At 44.5% G+C, this 17704-nt stretch carries 13 protein-coding genes; 3 read left to right on the forward strand and 10 right to left on the reverse strand.

Annotated features, from left to right (window positions below; all coding sequences use genetic code 11):
* Nucleotides 1-54: 54 nt before the first annotated feature.
* Entirely contained in the window at nucleotides 55-1035 is a 981-nt protein-coding gene (locus tag YC6258_RS15605; RefSeq protein ID WP_044617798.1) for a GlxA family transcriptional regulator, read from the reverse strand.
* A 510-nt stretch (nucleotides 1036-1545) separates the two neighbouring features.
* Here YC6258_RS15605 and YC6258_RS15610 point away from each other — a divergent pair.
* Nucleotides 1546-2379, forward strand: a complete 834-nt coding sequence (locus YC6258_RS15610; RefSeq protein WP_044617799.1) for a hypothetical protein — start codon at nucleotides 1546-1548, stop codon at nucleotides 2377-2379.
* Between the two features lie 283 nt (nucleotides 2380-2662).
* Nucleotides 2663-3091 (forward strand): 3TM-type holin, encoded by a 429-nt coding sequence (locus YC6258_RS15615; RefSeq protein ID WP_044617800.1) that lies wholly within the window; start codon nucleotides 2663-2665, stop codon nucleotides 3089-3091.
* A 422-nt stretch (nucleotides 3092-3513) separates the two neighbouring features.
* Here the strand turns inward: YC6258_RS15615 and acnA are convergent, their stop codons facing one another.
* The 4 genes from acnA to hflK form a co-directional block, all read right to left on the reverse strand.
* Nucleotides 3514-6225 carry an aconitate hydratase AcnA gene (gene acnA, locus YC6258_RS15620; RefSeq protein WP_044617801.1) on the reverse strand — a complete coding sequence of 904 codons (2712 nt, stop codon included), beginning with the start codon at nucleotides 6223-6225 and terminating at the stop codon, nucleotides 3514-3516.
* Nucleotides 6209-7645: a Na+/H+ antiporter NhaA gene (gene nhaA / locus YC6258_RS15625; protein ID WP_082070748.1), complete on the reverse strand. Its 1437-nt coding sequence runs from the start codon at nucleotides 7643-7645 to the stop codon at nucleotides 6209-6211. Before nhaA ends, acnA begins: the two co-directional genes overlap by 17 nt.
* A 185-nt stretch (nucleotides 7646-7830) precedes the next feature.
* On the reverse strand, nucleotides 7831-8823 hold the full coding sequence (gene hflC, locus YC6258_RS15630; protein WP_044617802.1) for a protease modulator HflC: 993 nt from the start codon (nucleotides 8821-8823) through the stop codon (nucleotides 7831-7833).
* Nucleotides 8820-9878 (reverse strand): FtsH protease activity modulator HflK, encoded by a 1059-nt coding sequence (gene hflK, locus YC6258_RS15635; RefSeq protein WP_044617803.1) that lies wholly within the window; start codon nucleotides 9876-9878, stop codon nucleotides 8820-8822. Before hflK ends, hflC begins: the two co-directional genes overlap by 4 nt.
* 568 nt (nucleotides 9879-10446) lie before the next feature.
* On the opposite strand from hflK, the gene YC6258_RS27425 reads away from it, so the two are divergent.
* Nucleotides 10447-13440, forward strand: coding sequence for an EAL domain-containing protein (locus YC6258_RS27425; RefSeq protein ID WP_052830327.1), 2994 nt, complete (start codon nucleotides 10447-10449; stop codon nucleotides 13438-13440).
* Between the two features lie 61 nt (nucleotides 13441-13501).
* Here YC6258_RS27425 and YC6258_RS15645 read toward each other — a convergent pair whose 3' ends face one another.
* The 5 genes from YC6258_RS15645 to YC6258_RS15665 form a co-directional block, all read right to left on the reverse strand.
* Nucleotides 13502-13891 (reverse strand): hypothetical protein, encoded by a 390-nt coding sequence (locus tag YC6258_RS15645; RefSeq protein WP_044617804.1) that lies wholly within the window; start codon nucleotides 13889-13891, stop codon nucleotides 13502-13504.
* Entirely contained in the window at nucleotides 13891-14412 is a 522-nt protein-coding gene (locus YC6258_RS15650) for a DUF2589 domain-containing protein (RefSeq protein ID WP_044617805.1), read from the reverse strand. The genes YC6258_RS15645 and YC6258_RS15650 overlap by 1 nt, the downstream gene beginning before the upstream one ends.
* Nucleotides 14413-14429: 17 nt before the next feature.
* Nucleotides 14430-15110 carry a DUF2589 domain-containing protein gene (locus YC6258_RS15655; protein WP_144407668.1) on the reverse strand — a complete coding sequence of 227 codons (681 nt, stop codon included), beginning with the start codon at nucleotides 15108-15110 and terminating at the stop codon, nucleotides 14430-14432.
* A gap of 303 nt (nucleotides 15111-15413) precedes the next feature.
* Complete coding sequence (locus tag YC6258_RS15660; protein ID WP_144407669.1) at nucleotides 15414-16292, reverse strand: hypothetical protein; 879 nt, start codon at nucleotides 16290-16292, stop codon at nucleotides 15414-15416.
* A gap of 197 nt (nucleotides 16293-16489) precedes the next feature.
* Nucleotides 16490-17581, reverse strand: a complete 1092-nt coding sequence (locus tag YC6258_RS15665; RefSeq protein ID WP_044617808.1) for a hypothetical protein — start codon at nucleotides 17579-17581, stop codon at nucleotides 16490-16492.
* Between the last annotated feature and the right edge of the window lie 123 nt (nucleotides 17582-17704).

Here is a 17704-nt window from a genome sequence, read left to right on the forward strand (position 1 = left end):
AAGAGGCAATGTAACTCAATGGTAGTTTGGCATAAATGACAATAAATGATCAATTTAAGCCAAATTGCGCGAGCAGAACCGTTGGCGGTATTCCGTCGGGCTTATCTGAATGTTGCGTTCAAAGGTGCGGCGCAGATTAAGGCTGTTGCCAAATCCTGTGGCGATAGCGATCTGTTCGATTGCCATGGTGCTTTGTTCCAGGAACTGTCTGGCTGCATCGAGGCGGGCTTCTTCCACATAACGGGCCGGAGTGGTGCCGGTTTCACGGGTAAACACACGGGTAAAGTTGCGTGGACTCATGGCAACCCGGCTGGCAAGATTTTCTACCGACAGGTCAGCAGTCAGGTGCTCCATGATCCAGGACTGTAACTCGCGTATCGGGCCTGGCTGTAATGCCTGGTTGGCAAGGTGGCGGCTGAATTGTGATTGACCGCCCGGTCGGCGCAGGTACATGACCAGATCCTGGGCCACATCCCGAGCCAGGGCAAAACCGTAATCCGCTTCCACCAAAGCCAGTACCAAATCGAAACCGGAAGTGACGCCAGCGGATGTCCATACTGGGCCATCTTCAATATAAATGGGGCCTCTCTTGACGATAACCTTCGGAAAACGCGATTGCAGAGTATCCAACAACCGCCAGTGGGTGGTGGCTTTGCGTCCGTCCAGGATTCCAGCCTGCGCCAGTAATAGCGCACCACCGCAAACGGAAACGACACGTTTGGCGTGGGGAGCGGCGGCTTGCAGCCATTCGACCAGATTGTCATCTTCGGCTCGGTTCAAACCTCTGCCAGTCACCAGGATGGTGTCGCGTGGTTGTTCGGGTTCCAGTTCGCAAAGGCTGTAGTCTGCCACCAGACTGACTTTGGCGCGCCCATGAGCAAGACGATGGGGCTGTGTTGTGACGATGACAGACTGATAGAGCAGAGCCGGACTTTCCTCAGGTTTTAGCTGATTGGCCTGTTCAAGGATGTCGGCGATACCTACGGCTTCAAGCAAGATGCCGCCAGTGGGAACGATGATTACAAATGTATGCATGCTACGTCCGGATATGGTTTGGCATAAAAATATCTATAAGACAAATTAAGTCAAGTTTTATGATTGATATTGTGTATTGACTCTGCCTCAAAACAAATGGCCGGGGTTGTTATAAATGCTGAGTTCATAAATAAAAAACGCGTCAGAATGAGCATAACGGTGGTTTAAATGGGGAAGTGATTGTGGGGATATTTCTGATGAAATTTTCATGCTAACTGAGTGAAAGTCCTTTATGAATGATGGATCGTCGCACTGTAAAAAGTGAGGTGAAATTTCTATGAGTCCGCCCTTTTAATATTTATACCGTTATCTTGAGTGAGTTGGTTTTTATTTGCCCAATCAACCAGCGCTGAAAAAAAAGAAACATTTCCAGAAATATGAGCGGGTCATTTTTGCCGAAAGTCTATTTTAAAATCGAAAGTACTATTGTGTGCATTTAACAAATTCGTTAGAAGTTTGTGCGACAGGTTGTATCTAGATTGTCCACAACAATAATTTCGGAGAATCAATATGCGTACTTCTATTTGTTTTTTGTTGTTGTTCATTTTTTCAGGCATGACCAGTAGCTATCCTTATCAGGATCACAAACCCATTCTGGTAATTGGTGGTTCTCTGGGTAATGGATCAACACCGTTCAATGATGGATTAACCTCGCCATTAATGGGCGCTTCAGTTGGTCAGGGTAGTTACTTGTCGATCGGCGATGCCCTGATCCGCAGCCCTTTATATAATGGTTTTGTTATTAATGAGGCTGAAGCCGGAGGAACGACCATTGCCCGACACAGTTGTCGTTATTCCCTTTACGGTAATGTTTGTGGAGAAGGAAAGTTCAGCAGTTATTCCACTCAGTTAAAACGCGCCATAGCACGAGTGACCCCTGTGACAGGAGGTGCTATTAATGCTGATTTTGTCGTTATAACGCCTCCTAATGATTGTCTTCATTCTGATTCTCAGGGTATCCCAGAAATACAGGCGGTTTATTGTGCTGAGGCCGATTGGGAAGCTCTGGCTGATCGGCTGATTGCTGTGGGACAGGAAGCTCTGGCCATGGGGCTTAAACCGGTGTATCTGGCTTATCCCGAGGAGTCAGGGGTCGATTTGGAATTGTTTGCCAGTACCTCTGGGTTGATATGGACTATCTCATCAGCTGACTACATTAAGATGCGTGAGACAGTACACGGCCGTATTGCCCATGATTTGCCCGCTGCATTGATTTCCAATGGTTGGGGAGATTTTCATCATATCGGTGATGGTATTCATCCGGATATCCGTTCTTCACGTTTGGCCGCCAGGCAGATACTGCTGGATATTGGTTATATTCCATTTGGTGGCACTCAGTGGTGATTTGAGGGAACCATTAAAATCGACAATGGCAAGTTGTTTTTGATTCAGTCACTGTCATAACCAGATTAGATTCAATAAGCCAGTTTCTGTGGAATTGCTTATTCATCCAGAACCAGGCGCGGTAGTCTTTCACTAAGTGGTGTGCGCCTCCCTATATTCTTTTTTTCACATTTCAACGTGCATTTCGTCTTTTGTTAACCAGCATGCTAATAGATTTTCCTGGCCTTTTTGGAATCTCTGGCAGTAGTCTGAAATTGTATCGTTTATGACTGGAGGATGTGAGATGAACTGGTTTAAACAATTGTTGGGTGGCAATAAGGCTTCTCCGATACAGGCAATCGGTCATTTATTTGATGAGTTGTTTACCAGTGATGAGGAGCGTCAGGCGGCTGAAATCGTGCTAAAACGACTGGCTCTGGAGCCCGGCAAACTACAGGCACAAATCAATATGGTGGAAGCCTCCAGCCGGTCGTTCTGGGTAGCCGGGTGGCGGCCGTTTATCGGATGGGTATGTGGCATTTCACTGGCGTCTTATTTTGTGCCGAAATTTATCGTGGCCACCGTGGTTTGGGTGATTACTATTCAGGCAAGTGGTTGGTTAACAATCCCTGCCTATCCAGTGGACTCTGGCAGATTGATGGAGCTGGTATTGGGGATGTTGGGTCTTGGAGCTTTGCGGACAGTCGAAAAGGGCATGGGGAAGACCAGGTAATGGCGGAACGGTATTTTATTGTTCTGGGGCGGTGATATAACAGAGTTATGACTCGTTCAATTGAGGAGCCTTTGAATAATGATTTACGTTGCCTGTATCGTTTTAAACGGGTTTATAAACTCCCGCGATGGTCGGCACATCGTATATCCCCGGGGTGTTGATCAGCAAGCGCGATTCAAATCCACGCCCGACGGATTGGCCGTTTCCCAGGCTTTTTCACTGATGTTATTGAAAGACTTCTAAGGGGCCTCTGAAAAATAGGAATAGTTTTGATGCAGGCGAGGAAGCACCACTCGCAACACCGCAGTTTACTGGTGTAAATGAGGATGCGAGACTGGAGCTGACAATGTCCTGCGCAAAAATAGGCCATTTTTCAGAGGTTCCCCAACCCTCAGATGAGTATATAAAACGTGGAGTTTTAGTTATTTCAAGGTATTTATGAGCTGTTTAGTGATATAAGGTAAAATTCCGTTTGCTAGAAAGTATTTGAGTTCACGATCATTGTCGATTCTGAGCGTTGCAGAGACTGATCGTGTCGTTGGTGATGAAAATTGGCCGGATGGGGAAGATATTATTTTTATCATCAGATGATCTGGAATCAAGGACTCACCATCGATATTGCATTCAATGGATATGCTTTCGTTGCCAATTAGCTCCAATTCGTCCACACTCATTTCTGGCAACAGTTGTAGTGGCATAATGCCCATGCCAACTAAGTTGCTACGATGAATACGTTCAAAACTTTCTGCAATGACCGCTTTTACATTCAGCAACAAGCAACCTTTTGCCGCCCAATCGCGACTGGAGCCAGTACCATATTCCTTGCCTGCAAAAATCACCAACGGAGTATTGTTTTCTTTGTAGTACTTGCTGGCTGCATAAATCGATACAGGGGTTGGTAATTTGAGTTGGGTTAGCTCGCGCTGAGTCTCATTCAATATACGGGTAAATCCTCCCGGTATTGGCGCAGCCATCATATTTATCAGCCGTTTATTGGCGAAAGTACCGCGCATCATGACCTCATGGTTGCCGCGACGAGCACCATAACTGTTAAATTGATCAATTTTGACCCGGTGTTCAAGTAGATATTTACCGGCGGGACTATCTGGATTGATTTGACCGGCAGGTGAGATATGGTCTGTTGTAATCGAGTCTCCTAAAATTGCGAGTATCTTTGCTTCAATAATCGGTTCAGGTTTTGTGTTTAATTGGACGAATGGTGGCATGCGAATATAAGTGGATTCGGCATTCCATGGAAAACACACCGTACTGTCAACACTTAAAGCTTCCCAATGTTCATCGCCTTTTAGAATATTTTTATAAGACTCCGCATAAAGTGTTTGATTTATCTGTAGCAATGCTTCTTGTAGCTGCGTGTTATCCGGCCATATATCTCGCAAAAACACGAGATTACCTTCTTTATCTGTACCTAAAGGATCTTGATCAAAATTGATGCGCGTATGTCCTGCCAGTGCAAACGCAACCACTAATGGCGGTGAAGCCAGCCAGTTCAATCTCACGGAGGGGTGAATCCGACCTTCAAAATTCCGATTGCCCGAAAGAACCGCACTTACTTGCAGGTTGTTAAGCTCAATCACAGATTCAAGGTCGCCATTTAAGGGACCAGAATTGCCAATGCAAGTTGTGCAACCAAAACCAATACGGTGAAAACCCAGTTGATCGAGATAGTTCTGTAGGCCAGAGTTATCAAGGTAACATGCGACTACCTGCGAACCAGGCGCGAGCGAGGTTTTAACGTGTGGACTTACTGTCAGACCTTTTTCTACCGCAGCTTTGGCCAACAGACCCGCAAGTAACATGACCTGTGGGTTGGAAGTATTAGTACATGAGGTGATGGCAGCGATTACGAGATCACCATCTACCAATGGTTGTTGTTGATCTGGTTTAATTGCCAGGCGTCCGGCTAACTCGATTTCTTCCAGTGTTTTATGTTTGATGGCGGCAAGTGGTAATCGGTCTTGCGGTCGCTTGGGTCCCGCAATAGAGGGAACAATGTCATTCAGGCAAATGGTTAAGTTTTCGCTATAAATAGCTCGTTCGGCTTCATGGTCGGTACTGTAAAACAAATCCTGTGCAACGGCGTAGTCATAAACCCGCTTAATTAATGAGGCAGGTCGATTCGTCAAGGTTAAATATTCTATGACTTTGGCATCAATGGGAAACAACGCACATGTAGCACCATATTCTGGTGCCATATTGGCAATCGTGGCACGATCAGCAACACTGAGATTGCTTATGCCGGAGCCTGTAAACTCGACATATTTTCCTACAACACCGTGATTTCTCAATATTTCTGTAATGCTTAGAACCAGATCGGTAGCGGTGACGCCAAGGCATAAGTTTCCCTCTAGTTGGACACCTACAACGTTAGGAGTATTTAAGCTTAATGGTTGTCCTAACATAACGGCTTCGGCTTCAATGCCACCCACACCCCAGCCAAGTACTCCAAGGCCATTAATCATTGTGGTATGACTATCGGTACCCACTAAAGTATCCGGATAGAGCAGACCCCCTTTTTCACACACCACCTGGGCAAGATATTCCAGATTGATCTGATGGCAAATACCTTTGCCAGGAGGAACAACAGTAAGGTTGCTAAAGGAAATCTGTGCCCACTTTAAAAACTGGTAACGCTCCCGGTTGCGTTCCATTTCACATTGACGGTTATGATGTTCTGCATTGATGCTGCCAGCCTGATCTACGATCACCGAGTGATCGATTACCAGATCTACCTGACACATTGGATTCACTTTTTCAGCATCACCGCCTGCATTGAAGATGGCATCGCGCATTGCGGCGAGATCCGCAATCGCCGGAACGCCGGTGTAATCCTGCATCAAGATTCTTCCAGGGTAGAACTGAAACTCAAAATCCATTGTTCGAGAACGGGTAGTTAATTTCTTAATCAGGTTTTGCGAGAACTCAACGCCTTCGGTTTCAGCGTGTCTCATGATATTTTCTAAAAACAGTCGTACTACGAAAGGTTGTTCGCTCAATATAAAATCAAAGTCTTGTGCTAATTTGGCTAAGGACCAAAATGTGTTTTCGCTATCATTTTTGTTTAGGTGAGTTAAATAGCGTTTACGCCATTGCTCTTCAGTTGTTGGATTCATGCTCATGCTCCGGAATTTTGAAATACTTATCTTCAGTTTTTGTTTGATCATGTAGCGTTTCTGAGTGATCGCGATTGTGATGCGTAATATTTGTAGGGAGGGAAAAATAACGTAGTAAAGTTAATCCTACCAACGCAGAGAAAACTGAAGCTGAGAGAATTCCTAATTTCACTGCATTAATTTGCTCAGGACTAAACGCGAGGTTGGCGATAAACAAAGCCATGGTAAAACCAATACCCGCCAACATGCCGCCGCCGAAAAGCATTCGCCAACTCAAACCTTTTGGTAATATCGCGATTCGCAGTTGCACTGCGATCCAGCTGAATAGAAAGATACCGACTGGTTTGCCTAATACAAAACCCAGAAATACAGCGATTGTGACTGTTGAGGTAATGCTGGTTCCTTTAAGAGGAATACCTGCATTGGCAAATGCGAATAATGGCATTACGACAAACCCTACCCAGGGATGAAGCATTATCTCTAAACGCTCCACTGGAGAAAGGGTTTCACGTGCAGCCGCCTCAGCAGTGATCAGAGCTTGACGATCAGGGGTGTCTCCGCTCCAGTGATCACCTCTGGGATAGGCCACCACACGGTCCATAATTGCATGTAAATGGTCATCACTGACCCACTTTGTTGTCGGTGTCATTAAGCCAAGAATGACACCCGTAACCGTAGGGTGAATACCAGATGCGTCAACCACCATCCATATCAATCCACCCATTATAAAAAACAGGGTGATACTGCGAATGCCAATAAACGCCATGGCCCTAATCACGACAAAACCTGCAACTCCAAGGCCAATGGCTATCCAGTCAATGGAACTGCTATATCCAACAGCGACGACAATAATGGCACCGATGTCATCCACAACAGCCAACGACAACATAAAGATTCGCAAGCTTTTGGGAATATTTTTTCCTAACAGTGCCAGACAACCAATTACGAAGGCCGTATCCGTTGCCATGACGGTGCCCCAACCACTTTGACCGGATTCACCATACTGAAAAATCAGATAAATCAGTGCAGGCACCAGCATTCCACCTAATGCCGCGGAAATTGACAGCATTGCAAGTCTGGGATTCCGTAATTCGCCTAATACCAGTTCACGTTTGAGTTCAAGGGCAATTAAGAAGAAAAATAACGTCATTATCGCATCATTGATCCATCCGTGCAGTGACCGCTCAAAGGCTAAGGGCCCGATGTTTATTCCTATCGATATTTGCCACAAGTGACTGAAAGGGACACGGAGAGGGGAGTTGGCCAGAGACAAAGCCAGTACAGTGAATAACAGTAAAACAACGCCTGCGGCAGCTTCAATTTTAACAAAACGAGTAATGGGGTGAACTACCCAGTCAATATGCTCTTTGGGTAGGTGAAACAAATGACCTTTTTTACCATCTTTCGATTTATTATCCATCTTTTTTCCTTTTTCAATGCTATTTTTTCATCAGTACGATCGTCATCAAACTCAATGAAAATTGTCATGTCTCGAAGCCCAAAAAAATAATATTAGATTTTCTATTAACCCGGACATTTAAGAGATCAGGAGAATCTATTTGATTGCCGGGTTAACAGATAAGTACCAGATTTAATCTGACGTAATCAGGGGATTTTTACAGGTGCTTGGTTGATGGAATGAATACCATTCAAGAACTTAAACAAATCACTGTCAGTGGATAAAACAAGGGTTGTATTTTCAGAAATGATTGTCAGATAGGACTGCATAGTTCGAGTAAACTCATAGAGGCTTACAGACTGAGCACTTTGGTTATAAGCCTGTGCGTAGATGTCTGCCGCATTTGCATCCGCCAGGCCACGAATCTCTTCTACTTGCTGGTATGCTTCTGACTGAATTCTATTGAGTTCTCTCACTCGGTCACCACGAATCCTTGCGGCTTCACCATTACCTTCCGATAAAAATCGCTCGGCGATTTGCCGACGTTCACTGATCATGCGTTCATAGATTTTTGGTCGAACACTTTCGTTATAATTGATTCGCTTAAAACGGATATCAAGCAGTTCAATACCAAACACTTTGACCTTTTCAGCAGCGGCGGTAAAAATTTCCTGCTCCACCATTTTCCGTCCCTTCTGTATCGGTACTAACAGTCCAACTTCCTGATTGTCGGAGTCCGTGTGGCTTAAGATGACTTCCTGCAAAGGTTCTCGATCCTTGGTGGTGCGGATAATTTCGATAAGTTCATGTTTTGCTACAGCGTTGCGGGTCTCACTTCCCAGTATGTCATCAAGTCTTGATTGAGCGCTGCGTTCGTCTCTTAATCTTAAAAAATACTGTAGTGGATCGGTAATGCGCCAACGCGCAAATAAATCAACAGAAATATAGAGTTTATCTTTGGTGGGCATATCCGAAGGGTCTCCATCCCACTCCAGAACACGTTTGTCTATCGCATTGACAACCTGAATAAAAGGCATTTTGACATTGAGACCTGCATTCACGACAGGCTTACCCACGGGTTTTCCAAATTGAGTGATAATGACTTGTTCGACTTCACTGACGGTATAAAGTGAGACATTGAGGAGCAGACCAACCAGTATCAATATTCCCAGCAGTAAAGTGAAATTTATTTTTTTCATTGAGTTTCTCCTGTTTTGCCATTGAGGTTAAGCAGGGGAAAAATGTTATTCGTTTGTTCATCAATAATGACTTTCGACTTGATTTTTGGCAAAACCACCTGCATGGTTTCGATATAAATTCTGCGCTTTGTTACCTCTGGTGCTTTAATGTATTCCGCATAGAGGGCGTTAAATCGGGCAGTGTCACCTTTGGCTTCGTTGATCCGTTTCAGTCGATAACCATCGGCTTCACGAATTCGCTGGTCTTTTTCTCCCAGTGCCAGAGGGATAACTTTGTTGTAATCCCGGCGCGCTTCATTAATCAGTTTTTCTTTTTCCTGTTGTGCCTGGTTTACTTCATTAAATGATTCTTGAACAGGTTTTGGCGGATTTATATTTTTTAGCTGAACCTGATCAATGCTAATGCCCATCTCATACTTGGTTGATAGTTCCTGCATTTTGGTTAATGCTTCGGATTCTATCTCCTGACGCCCGACAGTAATCACTTCATCGACGGTACGATCACCCACAACTTCACGCATTACGGACTCAGACACATATCTCAATGTTTCACCTGGTTCTCTTACTTCGAACAGGAACTTAACGGGGTCTGAAATTCGGTATTGTACAACCCATTCAACCAGAGCCGCATTAAGGTCACCCGTAACCATCTGTGTTTCACGGTTATGATCATATGTTCGAGATGTCTGGTAAGGATCCAATGCGCCGGGCGTAGAGAAGCCAAATTCCTGTTTGAGCTGTCGTTTTACCGGTACAACGGTTGCAGAATCAATACCCATTGGAAATTTGAAATGCAGCCCGGCTGGTACATCATAAACATGTTTACCAAATCGCTGAACTACCGCTACGGAATCGCTGGGTACTGTATATAACGTTGTCCATATTAAGAGGCCGATAAAAAATACTGTAAAGATGATAAGAAATTTCGAGGGGCTTCCACCAGGTAAAAGTTTTTTGAAATGATCGATATTTTGGCCCAGGATTTGGTTTAGGTCGGGAGGGGATTTATTTTCACTGCTCCACGGGTTCTTTGGAGGGTCGTTATTTTTGGGCATGATACCAGCCTTTTTTATAAGCGAAAAAATATTCGCCTATATGAATCTAGTATGGGCGCACATTATGACAATAACAATAGCTATTCATCTGGTGATCATTTATATCGAACTGACCATGTAATGTATGGATATAGTCAGATATCGGACCGTTCGATTGGCTGACAATCGATGAAAACCTTGTAAAATCAAAGACGTTCGAATAATCCTGCATGATTCTGGGTGAATATAACCGTCTGTCAGCATATCCCGAAAGGTGGTGGAAACGAAAGAATACTTCCCTGGTCTGACCTTCAGTTACGTAATTGTCAGATTATGTTTCGTAGGCTCAAAACTAATTCTTAGGTATGAGGCATTTTTGACCTGTAATAGCGCTATGTTGTGCGAAAACCGATGACTACACCTACCGCAGACAGAAATATGGTTTTGACCTGAGATACCTTGTGGATCCAGCCACTTATGTCTGTTGTAGGCGAAACCGAAAAGATCTTCTAGTCTTAATTCAGGTGATTCGATGAATTGACCGGCCGGTCGTCAGATAATTTCCCTGCCATAAAAGGAAATGCATCATATGGGCAACAAGATCATCATCTGTATTTCAAAACAAAACTCGGCATATCCGTTTATTTTGATATTGATGTTATTTTCCATCCTGACCTGTTCTTTTACATCTGCACAGACATCGGAAGGTAGCGATACATTGGATTTAACCGCAGCAGAGAGGAGTTGGCTGGATTCTCATCCTGGCATTCAGGTTGCTTATGACGGATTCGATCCGCCTTATAGTTTTGTAAACAGTGATGGTCAACTGGAAGGTTTTTCGGTTGATCTGCTTAGGGTAATTAGTAAAAAGACAGGTATTCGTTTTCAGGTTTACCCTGAATACAAAAGAGACCGAATATACCAGTTTGCGCAGCGTGGCCAGGTGGATATGGTTGCCACGATGGTCGAACAGAGTGACGAGCTGAAAGGGTTTTCCTTTACCAAACCGTATATCTTTAAATCGTTGATCGTCATTAGCCGGTCTGACGATGATACTGTTCATCAACGTAATGATATTGTCGGCAAGAAAGTTGCCATGGTTGGGTATGAGCAATATAAAAAGAAAATTCTGACGGCATTTCCTTCCATTACACCTTATCAAGTCGATACCGTTCCTGATGCTCTGAATGTTGTATCTTTGGGTGATGCCGACGTAGCCATCGTACCTTTGGGAGCTGCACATTATTATCGTAATAAAAATGTGTTGACTAATTTAAAATACGCCGCGCTCTACCAGAAACATTTTCTCAATGAAAGTATTGCCGTCAGAACAGACTGGCCAGAGCTTAGATCCATTCTGAATAAAGGATTGGCGTCAATCTCTGAAACCGAAATGCAGAAGCTTCGGGCCAAGTGGTTACCCGTCGAATACATGGAAAACCTGGTTGATATCAATTTGACTAAGGCAGAAGAACAGTGGATCGCTGATCATCCTGTCATACGCTTGGGTATTGATCCGGAATTTGCGCCGTTTGAATATGTAGAGGATGGTTTGTATCAGGGAATGGCGTCGGACTACGTCAAATTGCTCAACCAGCGTTTGCATCTGAATATGGTGGTGGTTGAAGATCTTGAGTGGCAGGAAGTGATGACGGGGGCCAGGGTAGGGCGGATTGATGTTTTGCCGGCAGTGGGGAAGACAGATGAACGAACGCAGTTCCTGCTGTTTACTGATCCTTATTTAAACTTTCATCGTGTTATCGTTACCCGGGATGATGAGCCGTTTGTGTCTGGTCTCTATGATCTCAGAACCCTGAAGGTTGCCTTGCAGGCGAATACGTCTCACCATGGTTATATTCTCGAAAACTCCGACATAGATCCGATGCTGTTTGATACATTGCAGGAATCATTGATGGCAGTATCGGGCGGGAAGGCAGATGCATTTGTGGGAAATGTGGCGTCTACAACCTATTGGATCAGAAAGCTGAACCTGACTAACTTAAAAATTGCCGCGCCGGTTTCCTCGGATGTTCAAAGCCTTCATTTTGCAGTGCGTAAAGACTGGCCGGAATTGGTTTCAATTTTACAAAAAGGTTTGGACAGTATCACTGATCAACAGCGTCAGGAGATATCAGAGAAGTGGCTGTCCTTTGACTATGATGCCACTATTGATTATACGCTGGTCTGGCAGGTAGCCGCCGTATTTACTATTCTCGTTATTATTATCATGCTATGGAATATATTGCTGAATCGAACTGTTCGGCTACGGACTTCTCAGTTGGAATACACTGCCAATTATGATCAGCTGACGGCTTTGCCAAATCGATTTCTTATCCTGGACAGATTGACTCAACGTATTGCCGATGCGCGTCATAAACAAGAAAAACTTGCAGTCATGTCTATTGATTTGGATGATTTCAAGAAAATCAATGATGCGCTTGGCCATCACGCCGGTGATGAGATTCTAAAGGAGTTTGCAATACGCCTGAAAAATGTATTGCCAGATAACCATTGTGCCGGTCGCCTGGGAGCGGATCAGTTCCTGGTGGTGCAAAGCTCGATCCATGAAGCCGCTGATTCTGCTGCACTGGCCGAGAGAATAATTGCCGACATAAGCAAACAGTTTGAGACATCTTCTGAAGAGATATCGTTGACCGCCAGTTTAGGAATTGCGCTGTTTCCGGATGATGGTGCGTCTACCGAACTGCTGCTGAAGCATGCTGATACGGCAACCCATCATGCCAAAGAACACATGCGGGGCCGATATGCTTTTTACACAGAAAATTTGAATCGTAGCGTGTCACGAAAGCTGGAGCTGGAACGATATATTCATGGAGCTTTGAAACGCAATGAGCTGGAGGTTTATTACCAGCCAAAGATAAATGCCCGCAATCGTCGTATTGTCAGTTTTGAAGCCTTGGTGCGTTGGTGTAACAGTGAGTTGGGAATGGTGTCGCCAGCGGAGTTTGTACCTATTGCAGAAAAAAATGGCATGATTGAAAACATAGGTTTTTTTGTACTGAAAGAGGCCATGGCTACGCTGGCGCATTGGCAGTCACAGTATGATTCTGAACTGTCCATGGCGATTAATTTGTCACCGGTACAATTTCGGTCTGACGATCTCATCCAGGTGATTGAGTCGGTGATGTTGAATAACGGTCTGGATAGCAGGCACATTGAGTTTGAAATCACCGAAGGAGTCTTGTTGACGGATTATGAGGGTATTGAAGATAAACTGAGGAAGCTGAAAGCCTTGGGTATTACTCTGGCCATGGATGATTTCGGTACCGGGTATTCCTCTCTGAGTTATCTGCGTAAGTATAAATTTGACACACTTAAGATCGATAGAGAGTTTATTTCTGATTTGCCCACTGAAGAATCCGATAGAAAGCTGGTGGCAGCAACGATTGCTATGGCGCACGAATTGGGAATGACGGTCGTCGCCGAAGGGGTGGAAACTGAACAGCAAGATGCCATCCTGGTACAACAGGGCTGTGATTTACTGCAGGGTTGGTTGTTCAGCAAAGCGCTGCCCGCGGCCAAAATGACCGAGCTTTTAAAACAGCAATGCAGTTCCACCTGATGGGAAACGTAACATAATTTCTGAACAAGACTGGTTAAGTCGCTCTGAGGTGATTTAGGAATCAACTGCTGGAGGGAAAGAGTTCTTGCCAGCCGATGTTTTCCTTAAGGATGGATTGATTTTGTCTGTTCTTCAGTGTTGCTGAAACAGACCATCCTGATGAATGGCGATTGCCTTCCAGATAGATCGTATCTTTATTGTGAAACAGCATGGTCAGTAAAGGAGGAGGTATCATTTTTGTTTTCATGGTCAGGTTGATGCCAAACCAGCTCAGCAGCAGAACAACCCAGCGTCTGACATACCAGATTCTGAATGTCAGTCCGATGTTCTGACAAACCATATTATGCTGTACCACTGGATCGCGATGCCGGTAGTGAAGATATTCGATGTCCCGCAGCAGATTTTGTAAGAGAACGCTCCAGAACAAGCGCTCTCTTGCTGAACGATCCATCAGTTACTTTTAGCCGTAATGGCATCGATGGCGGCATCAATGATGGTTTGCATACCCTTCGATGGACCACCTTTAGATGCAGTGACCGTGATGTTGAGTTTACCCCTTTCGCTGTTTGACGTCGTCGCCTTGTGGCTGGTGTTATAGCCGGCTTCAAGCTTGATATCCACGAATTTTGACAGGAATCCTGCTGAGCTGGCTGAGCCGGAGAGGGTGCCTGTTTTTTCGTCCGAAACATCCTGAATCGAAGAGACTTCGAAAGTAAATTCATTGACCAGCTGATCAATGGAGAAAAAAGGAATGTCCACCAATGCAACGGTGGGTATGCTCACGGAAATATTCTGTTTTGAGCCATCTGATGCTTCTTTGCTGAAGTTAAAGGTTTGATTGCCTTGTTTGATAAAATCACCAAGCAATTTGAGGTTAGCTTGAGAAAGTTCGACATGCGCCTGTGCAGCAGCATGCAGAGGTTCGCTGATCAGTTTCGCCAGCGGAAGATCATTCAGTGCTTGAGTCGCCATCTGTCGTCTCCTGTTGTTTATTTATCAATGCCTACATCTGTAGCCATGCCAAAATCGCTGGCGGTTGCAATAAATTTTTTGAGTTCTGCTGGTAAATCCCCTTTACCAACTTTAAGGCGGATATCGATCTTGGCACCATTGGTCGATTCATCGCCGATGGAACCTAACAAGTCAACGGGATTGTCCACCACATACCACGGACGGTTGGTTTCGCGGTATTTTTCGTCCACTTTGGTTGCTTTTGCTTTCTGGCCCGATTCACTGAATTGTTTCTGGCTGCGATATTCATTAGCCAGTGTCATCGAGAATTGTACTTCCGCTTCTTCTATCACCAATGGATTCAACGGCAGTGCTGCCAGTACCGGAATACTGACTTTATATTTTTTAAGGTTTCCCTGGGAGTCGTATTTTTCCTGAATATAATCGAATCGGTACATGGTATCAGTGTTTTCTGATTGATCTGTCACATTACCGCTGTCATCAATTGCCTTGTGACCAAAGCCCATCTGAAAAATCAAATTCAGAAAAGAACGCGAAGCATGCACCTGTGCCTGGAGTATTGAATTGATTGGTGCGAGTACCGCCTGACTAAGTGTAAGACGGCTTTTATCATTAGCCATAGCAAATTTCCCTGATGTATCCAAACCTGAGTTAGCTGTTTGAGTTGGGCGGCAAAATACCTTTTTTGCTGCAACCAAAAAGTGCTGAAAGTTCAGCTATTATTGTCATGCTTTGAGTGTAAGTTATTTCTGATATTTGTAAAATTTATTTATAATCAAAAGCAATATAAGTGCCATTGGAATGTAGTTTTAATCATTAATTAGGATGATAATTGAACGGATTTTTTGAATCATTGAATGCGCTTAGCAAAATATTTGTATGGACGCTGCCTGATACTCTTAAAGCATCCGGCAATTTAATAAAGACAGCTATCACCATCGGCCTCAGCCCAGAAAAGCCAGGGGAAAATCTCATGTTTCGTACGACATTGCTGGTAATACTCAAGAGAATGGTTTCAGAAATTTATCCGCCTGTTTTCGCCATTTCTCTATCTTATTTTTTTCAGGTTCAAAGGCTTTAAGTATATCGACAGAAATGAAGACGCTGGTTTGGCCCGCTCTATCTATCAATCCCAAAGAGTAAGCGTTACTGAAATGAAACATGGCTCCATGACCAATATCCCTGGAGCTGGCTTTATCGGAATACACAGAAACGATTGAAAGACCACAGGGTATATTGCTGAAGCCGAAATGACAGCCGCGCCAACGATTGACACCCAGCCATTCCACCGACAGTGCCGCTTTGAGCTGTTCACCGTCAGCTGCTTGATTTGCATATTCCATTACAACACCAGGATGAGCAACAAAATACTGTGTGTCAGGCGCTTTTTGAAAGGTCTGACTAATCAGCATCTTTCGGTTCATTTGTGCCGTTAACATACGATCCAACAGGGTTTGTGAACGAGCCTCATTAAAAAACTGATTCCAATCATCGCTGTATTCAAATGCAAGTTCAGCCATTTTTTGTGGTGTTACCCGTTCCATTTCATATTTATATGCGGACACTGCTTTTGCCCAGGCATCAAGGTACAGTTGGCAGGCGCTTTGCCCCTGAGCATTACATTGAAGTAAGCTTTCACACAGTGTTTCAAACTGACTGCTGTTTACGTTTATACGCTTCGATATTTTACCAATCAGTATCAGGTGATCAGGTGAATCAAAATCATCTGCAACGCTGAATCGAATATCCGGAAGTATTGTCATATTCTGTTGGCTTGTCTCACCGATGGGGAGCTCGCCTAATAATGCGCTGCTGAGCGCGACAAAGGAGTTGTTGTAATCTGACGGAAACGTAATATCCAGTTGCCTGGCGGATTCCATGATTGCAGTTTTCCAGTCTGCATATTCAGCAGAATTGAAAACAGAGGTATATGAGTTTCCCTGAGTAAGCCTGCTTCCGAGTAGTGTGCTGTATTGGGTTATTCGGGGAGTCCAGTAATCCTTTGCGGCAGGCAGGCAGTTTTCAGCCTGTACACAGAAAGCCAAAAGAGTGAAACAAAACGCTAAAAAGACCGGTCTCATGGTGGTTTCCTACTGATCCATAGATGATTGAGTGTGTTGATGTACTCCTGATACTTTTTCACCATTTTCAGGAAGGTTTTAAAGTCACTCACAGACCCGATACTGTTTATAAAGGCTGTTATTTTCTGCGATTCATCCACCAGGTTTCGAACACTTGCATGGGCTTTTATGACTTCATCTCTCGACGGATTAAAGCTGCCTGCAGGCATGACTCTTTTTAAAAACCGATAAGAAACCAGAGGATCCGTGAGATATCCGGTCAGATCGTGTGGGTCAAGGGACTCGCCAATGTTTCGGGTGATAATGTTATGATAATAACTTTCATAGTCGTCAGGATGTACCCAGGCTTCGTCCGCTTGTGGATTAAAATGGAAAAAACGTGTGAACGGATCAAGTACATGATGAATGTTGTAATAGTGCAGGGTGCAACTATCGCCCCCGGTTCCGGGTTTGACTACCGTATCTTTCGGATCCGGAGAAGTGCGTATGGGATTGAGTAAATACATTAATCGGCTGACATTGGCGATCATCCATAAGCTGTCCAGCTTATGGGTAATGGTATCCAGTTTGAAATGGTGGCCATTGTTATCAGTGATGCCGCCAGTATAGGCTTTATGCAGAGTATCGATGATAGCATTGGTACCCAGAGAGTGACCAACGACATGAAAAGAAGCGTTACCTTTGGCTGCCATATGGGTACATAGCTCACTCAATACCCTGAGTCGTACAGATTCACCATGCAAGCTCGCATATAGCAATACATCCAGTGCCTGGGTGGTATAGAAATTGTCCTTGCCGATATCGGCTTCCAATTCGACAATATTTTCAATAAACAGACTGGGGAGGTTGGCAGCAGATTTAAAATACTCGCTGACCGGCTTATTGCTCTGAACAATTCGCTGCCGCTCCTGTTCAAAAATATCATCGTATACGATGGGTTTTATATCCACATAGTTTTCAAACTTACAGTTCTGAAACGTTGAATAGCGCTGAAGAGCCGTATTCGCTGCGTTTTCAACCAGCGTTCTAAGGCTCTCAGTCGTATGCTGTCCCATCCCGTGAGCGACGGCCAGTATTGAATCAGCCATAAGGACCTCCTGCGTTCGATCATTGACTGAGAACCAGACATCTGTTGGATACTGGCTGTCAGTGGTTATCGTTACTATATAATTACCGGATCATGAGTAAAAGCATTTGCTTTTGTGAACAAC

The sequence above is a fragment of the Gynuella sunshinyii YC6258 genome (assembly GCF_000940805.1).
GTDB lineage: Bacteria > Pseudomonadota > Gammaproteobacteria > Pseudomonadales > Natronospirillaceae > Gynuella > Gynuella sunshinyii.

Coding starts and splice junctions, on each gene's coding strand:
- YC6258_RS15605 (WP_044617798.1), bottom strand. CDS start 1,035: ATGCATACATTTGTAATCATCGTTCCCACTGGCGGCATCTTGCTTGAA.
- YC6258_RS15610 (WP_044617799.1), top strand. CDS start 1,546: ATGCGTACTTCTATTTGTTTTTTGTTGTTGTTCATTTTTTCAGGCATG.
- YC6258_RS15615 (WP_044617800.1), top strand. CDS start 2,663: ATGAACTGGTTTAAACAATTGTTGGGTGGCAATAAGGCTTCTCCGATA.
- acnA (WP_044617801.1), bottom strand. CDS start 6,225: ATGAATCCAACAACTGAAGAGCAATGGCGTAAACGCTATTTAACTCAC.
- nhaA (WP_082070748.1), bottom strand. CDS start 7,645: ATGGATAATAAATCGAAAGATGGTAAAAAAGGTCATTTGTTTCACCTA.
- hflC (WP_044617802.1), bottom strand. CDS start 8,823: ATGAAAAAAATAAATTTCACTTTACTGCTGGGAATATTGATACTGGTT.
- hflK (WP_044617803.1), bottom strand. CDS start 9,878: ATGCCCAAAAATAACGACCCTCCAAAGAACCCGTGGAGCAGTGAAAAT.
- YC6258_RS27425 (WP_052830327.1), top strand. CDS start 10,447: ATGGGCAACAAGATCATCATCTGTATTTCAAAACAAAACTCGGCATAT.
- YC6258_RS15645 (WP_044617804.1), bottom strand. CDS start 13,891: ATGGATCGTTCAGCAAGAGAGCGCTTGTTCTGGAGCGTTCTCTTACAA.
- YC6258_RS15650 (WP_044617805.1), bottom strand. CDS start 14,412: ATGGCGACTCAAGCACTGAATGATCTTCCGCTGGCGAAACTGATCAGC.
- YC6258_RS15660 (WP_144407669.1), bottom strand. CDS start 16,292: ATGGAATCCGCCAGGCAACTGGATATTACGTTTCCGTCAGATTACAAC.
- YC6258_RS15665 (WP_044617808.1), bottom strand. CDS start 17,581: ATGGCTGATTCAATACTGGCCGTCGCTCACGGGATGGGACAGCATACG.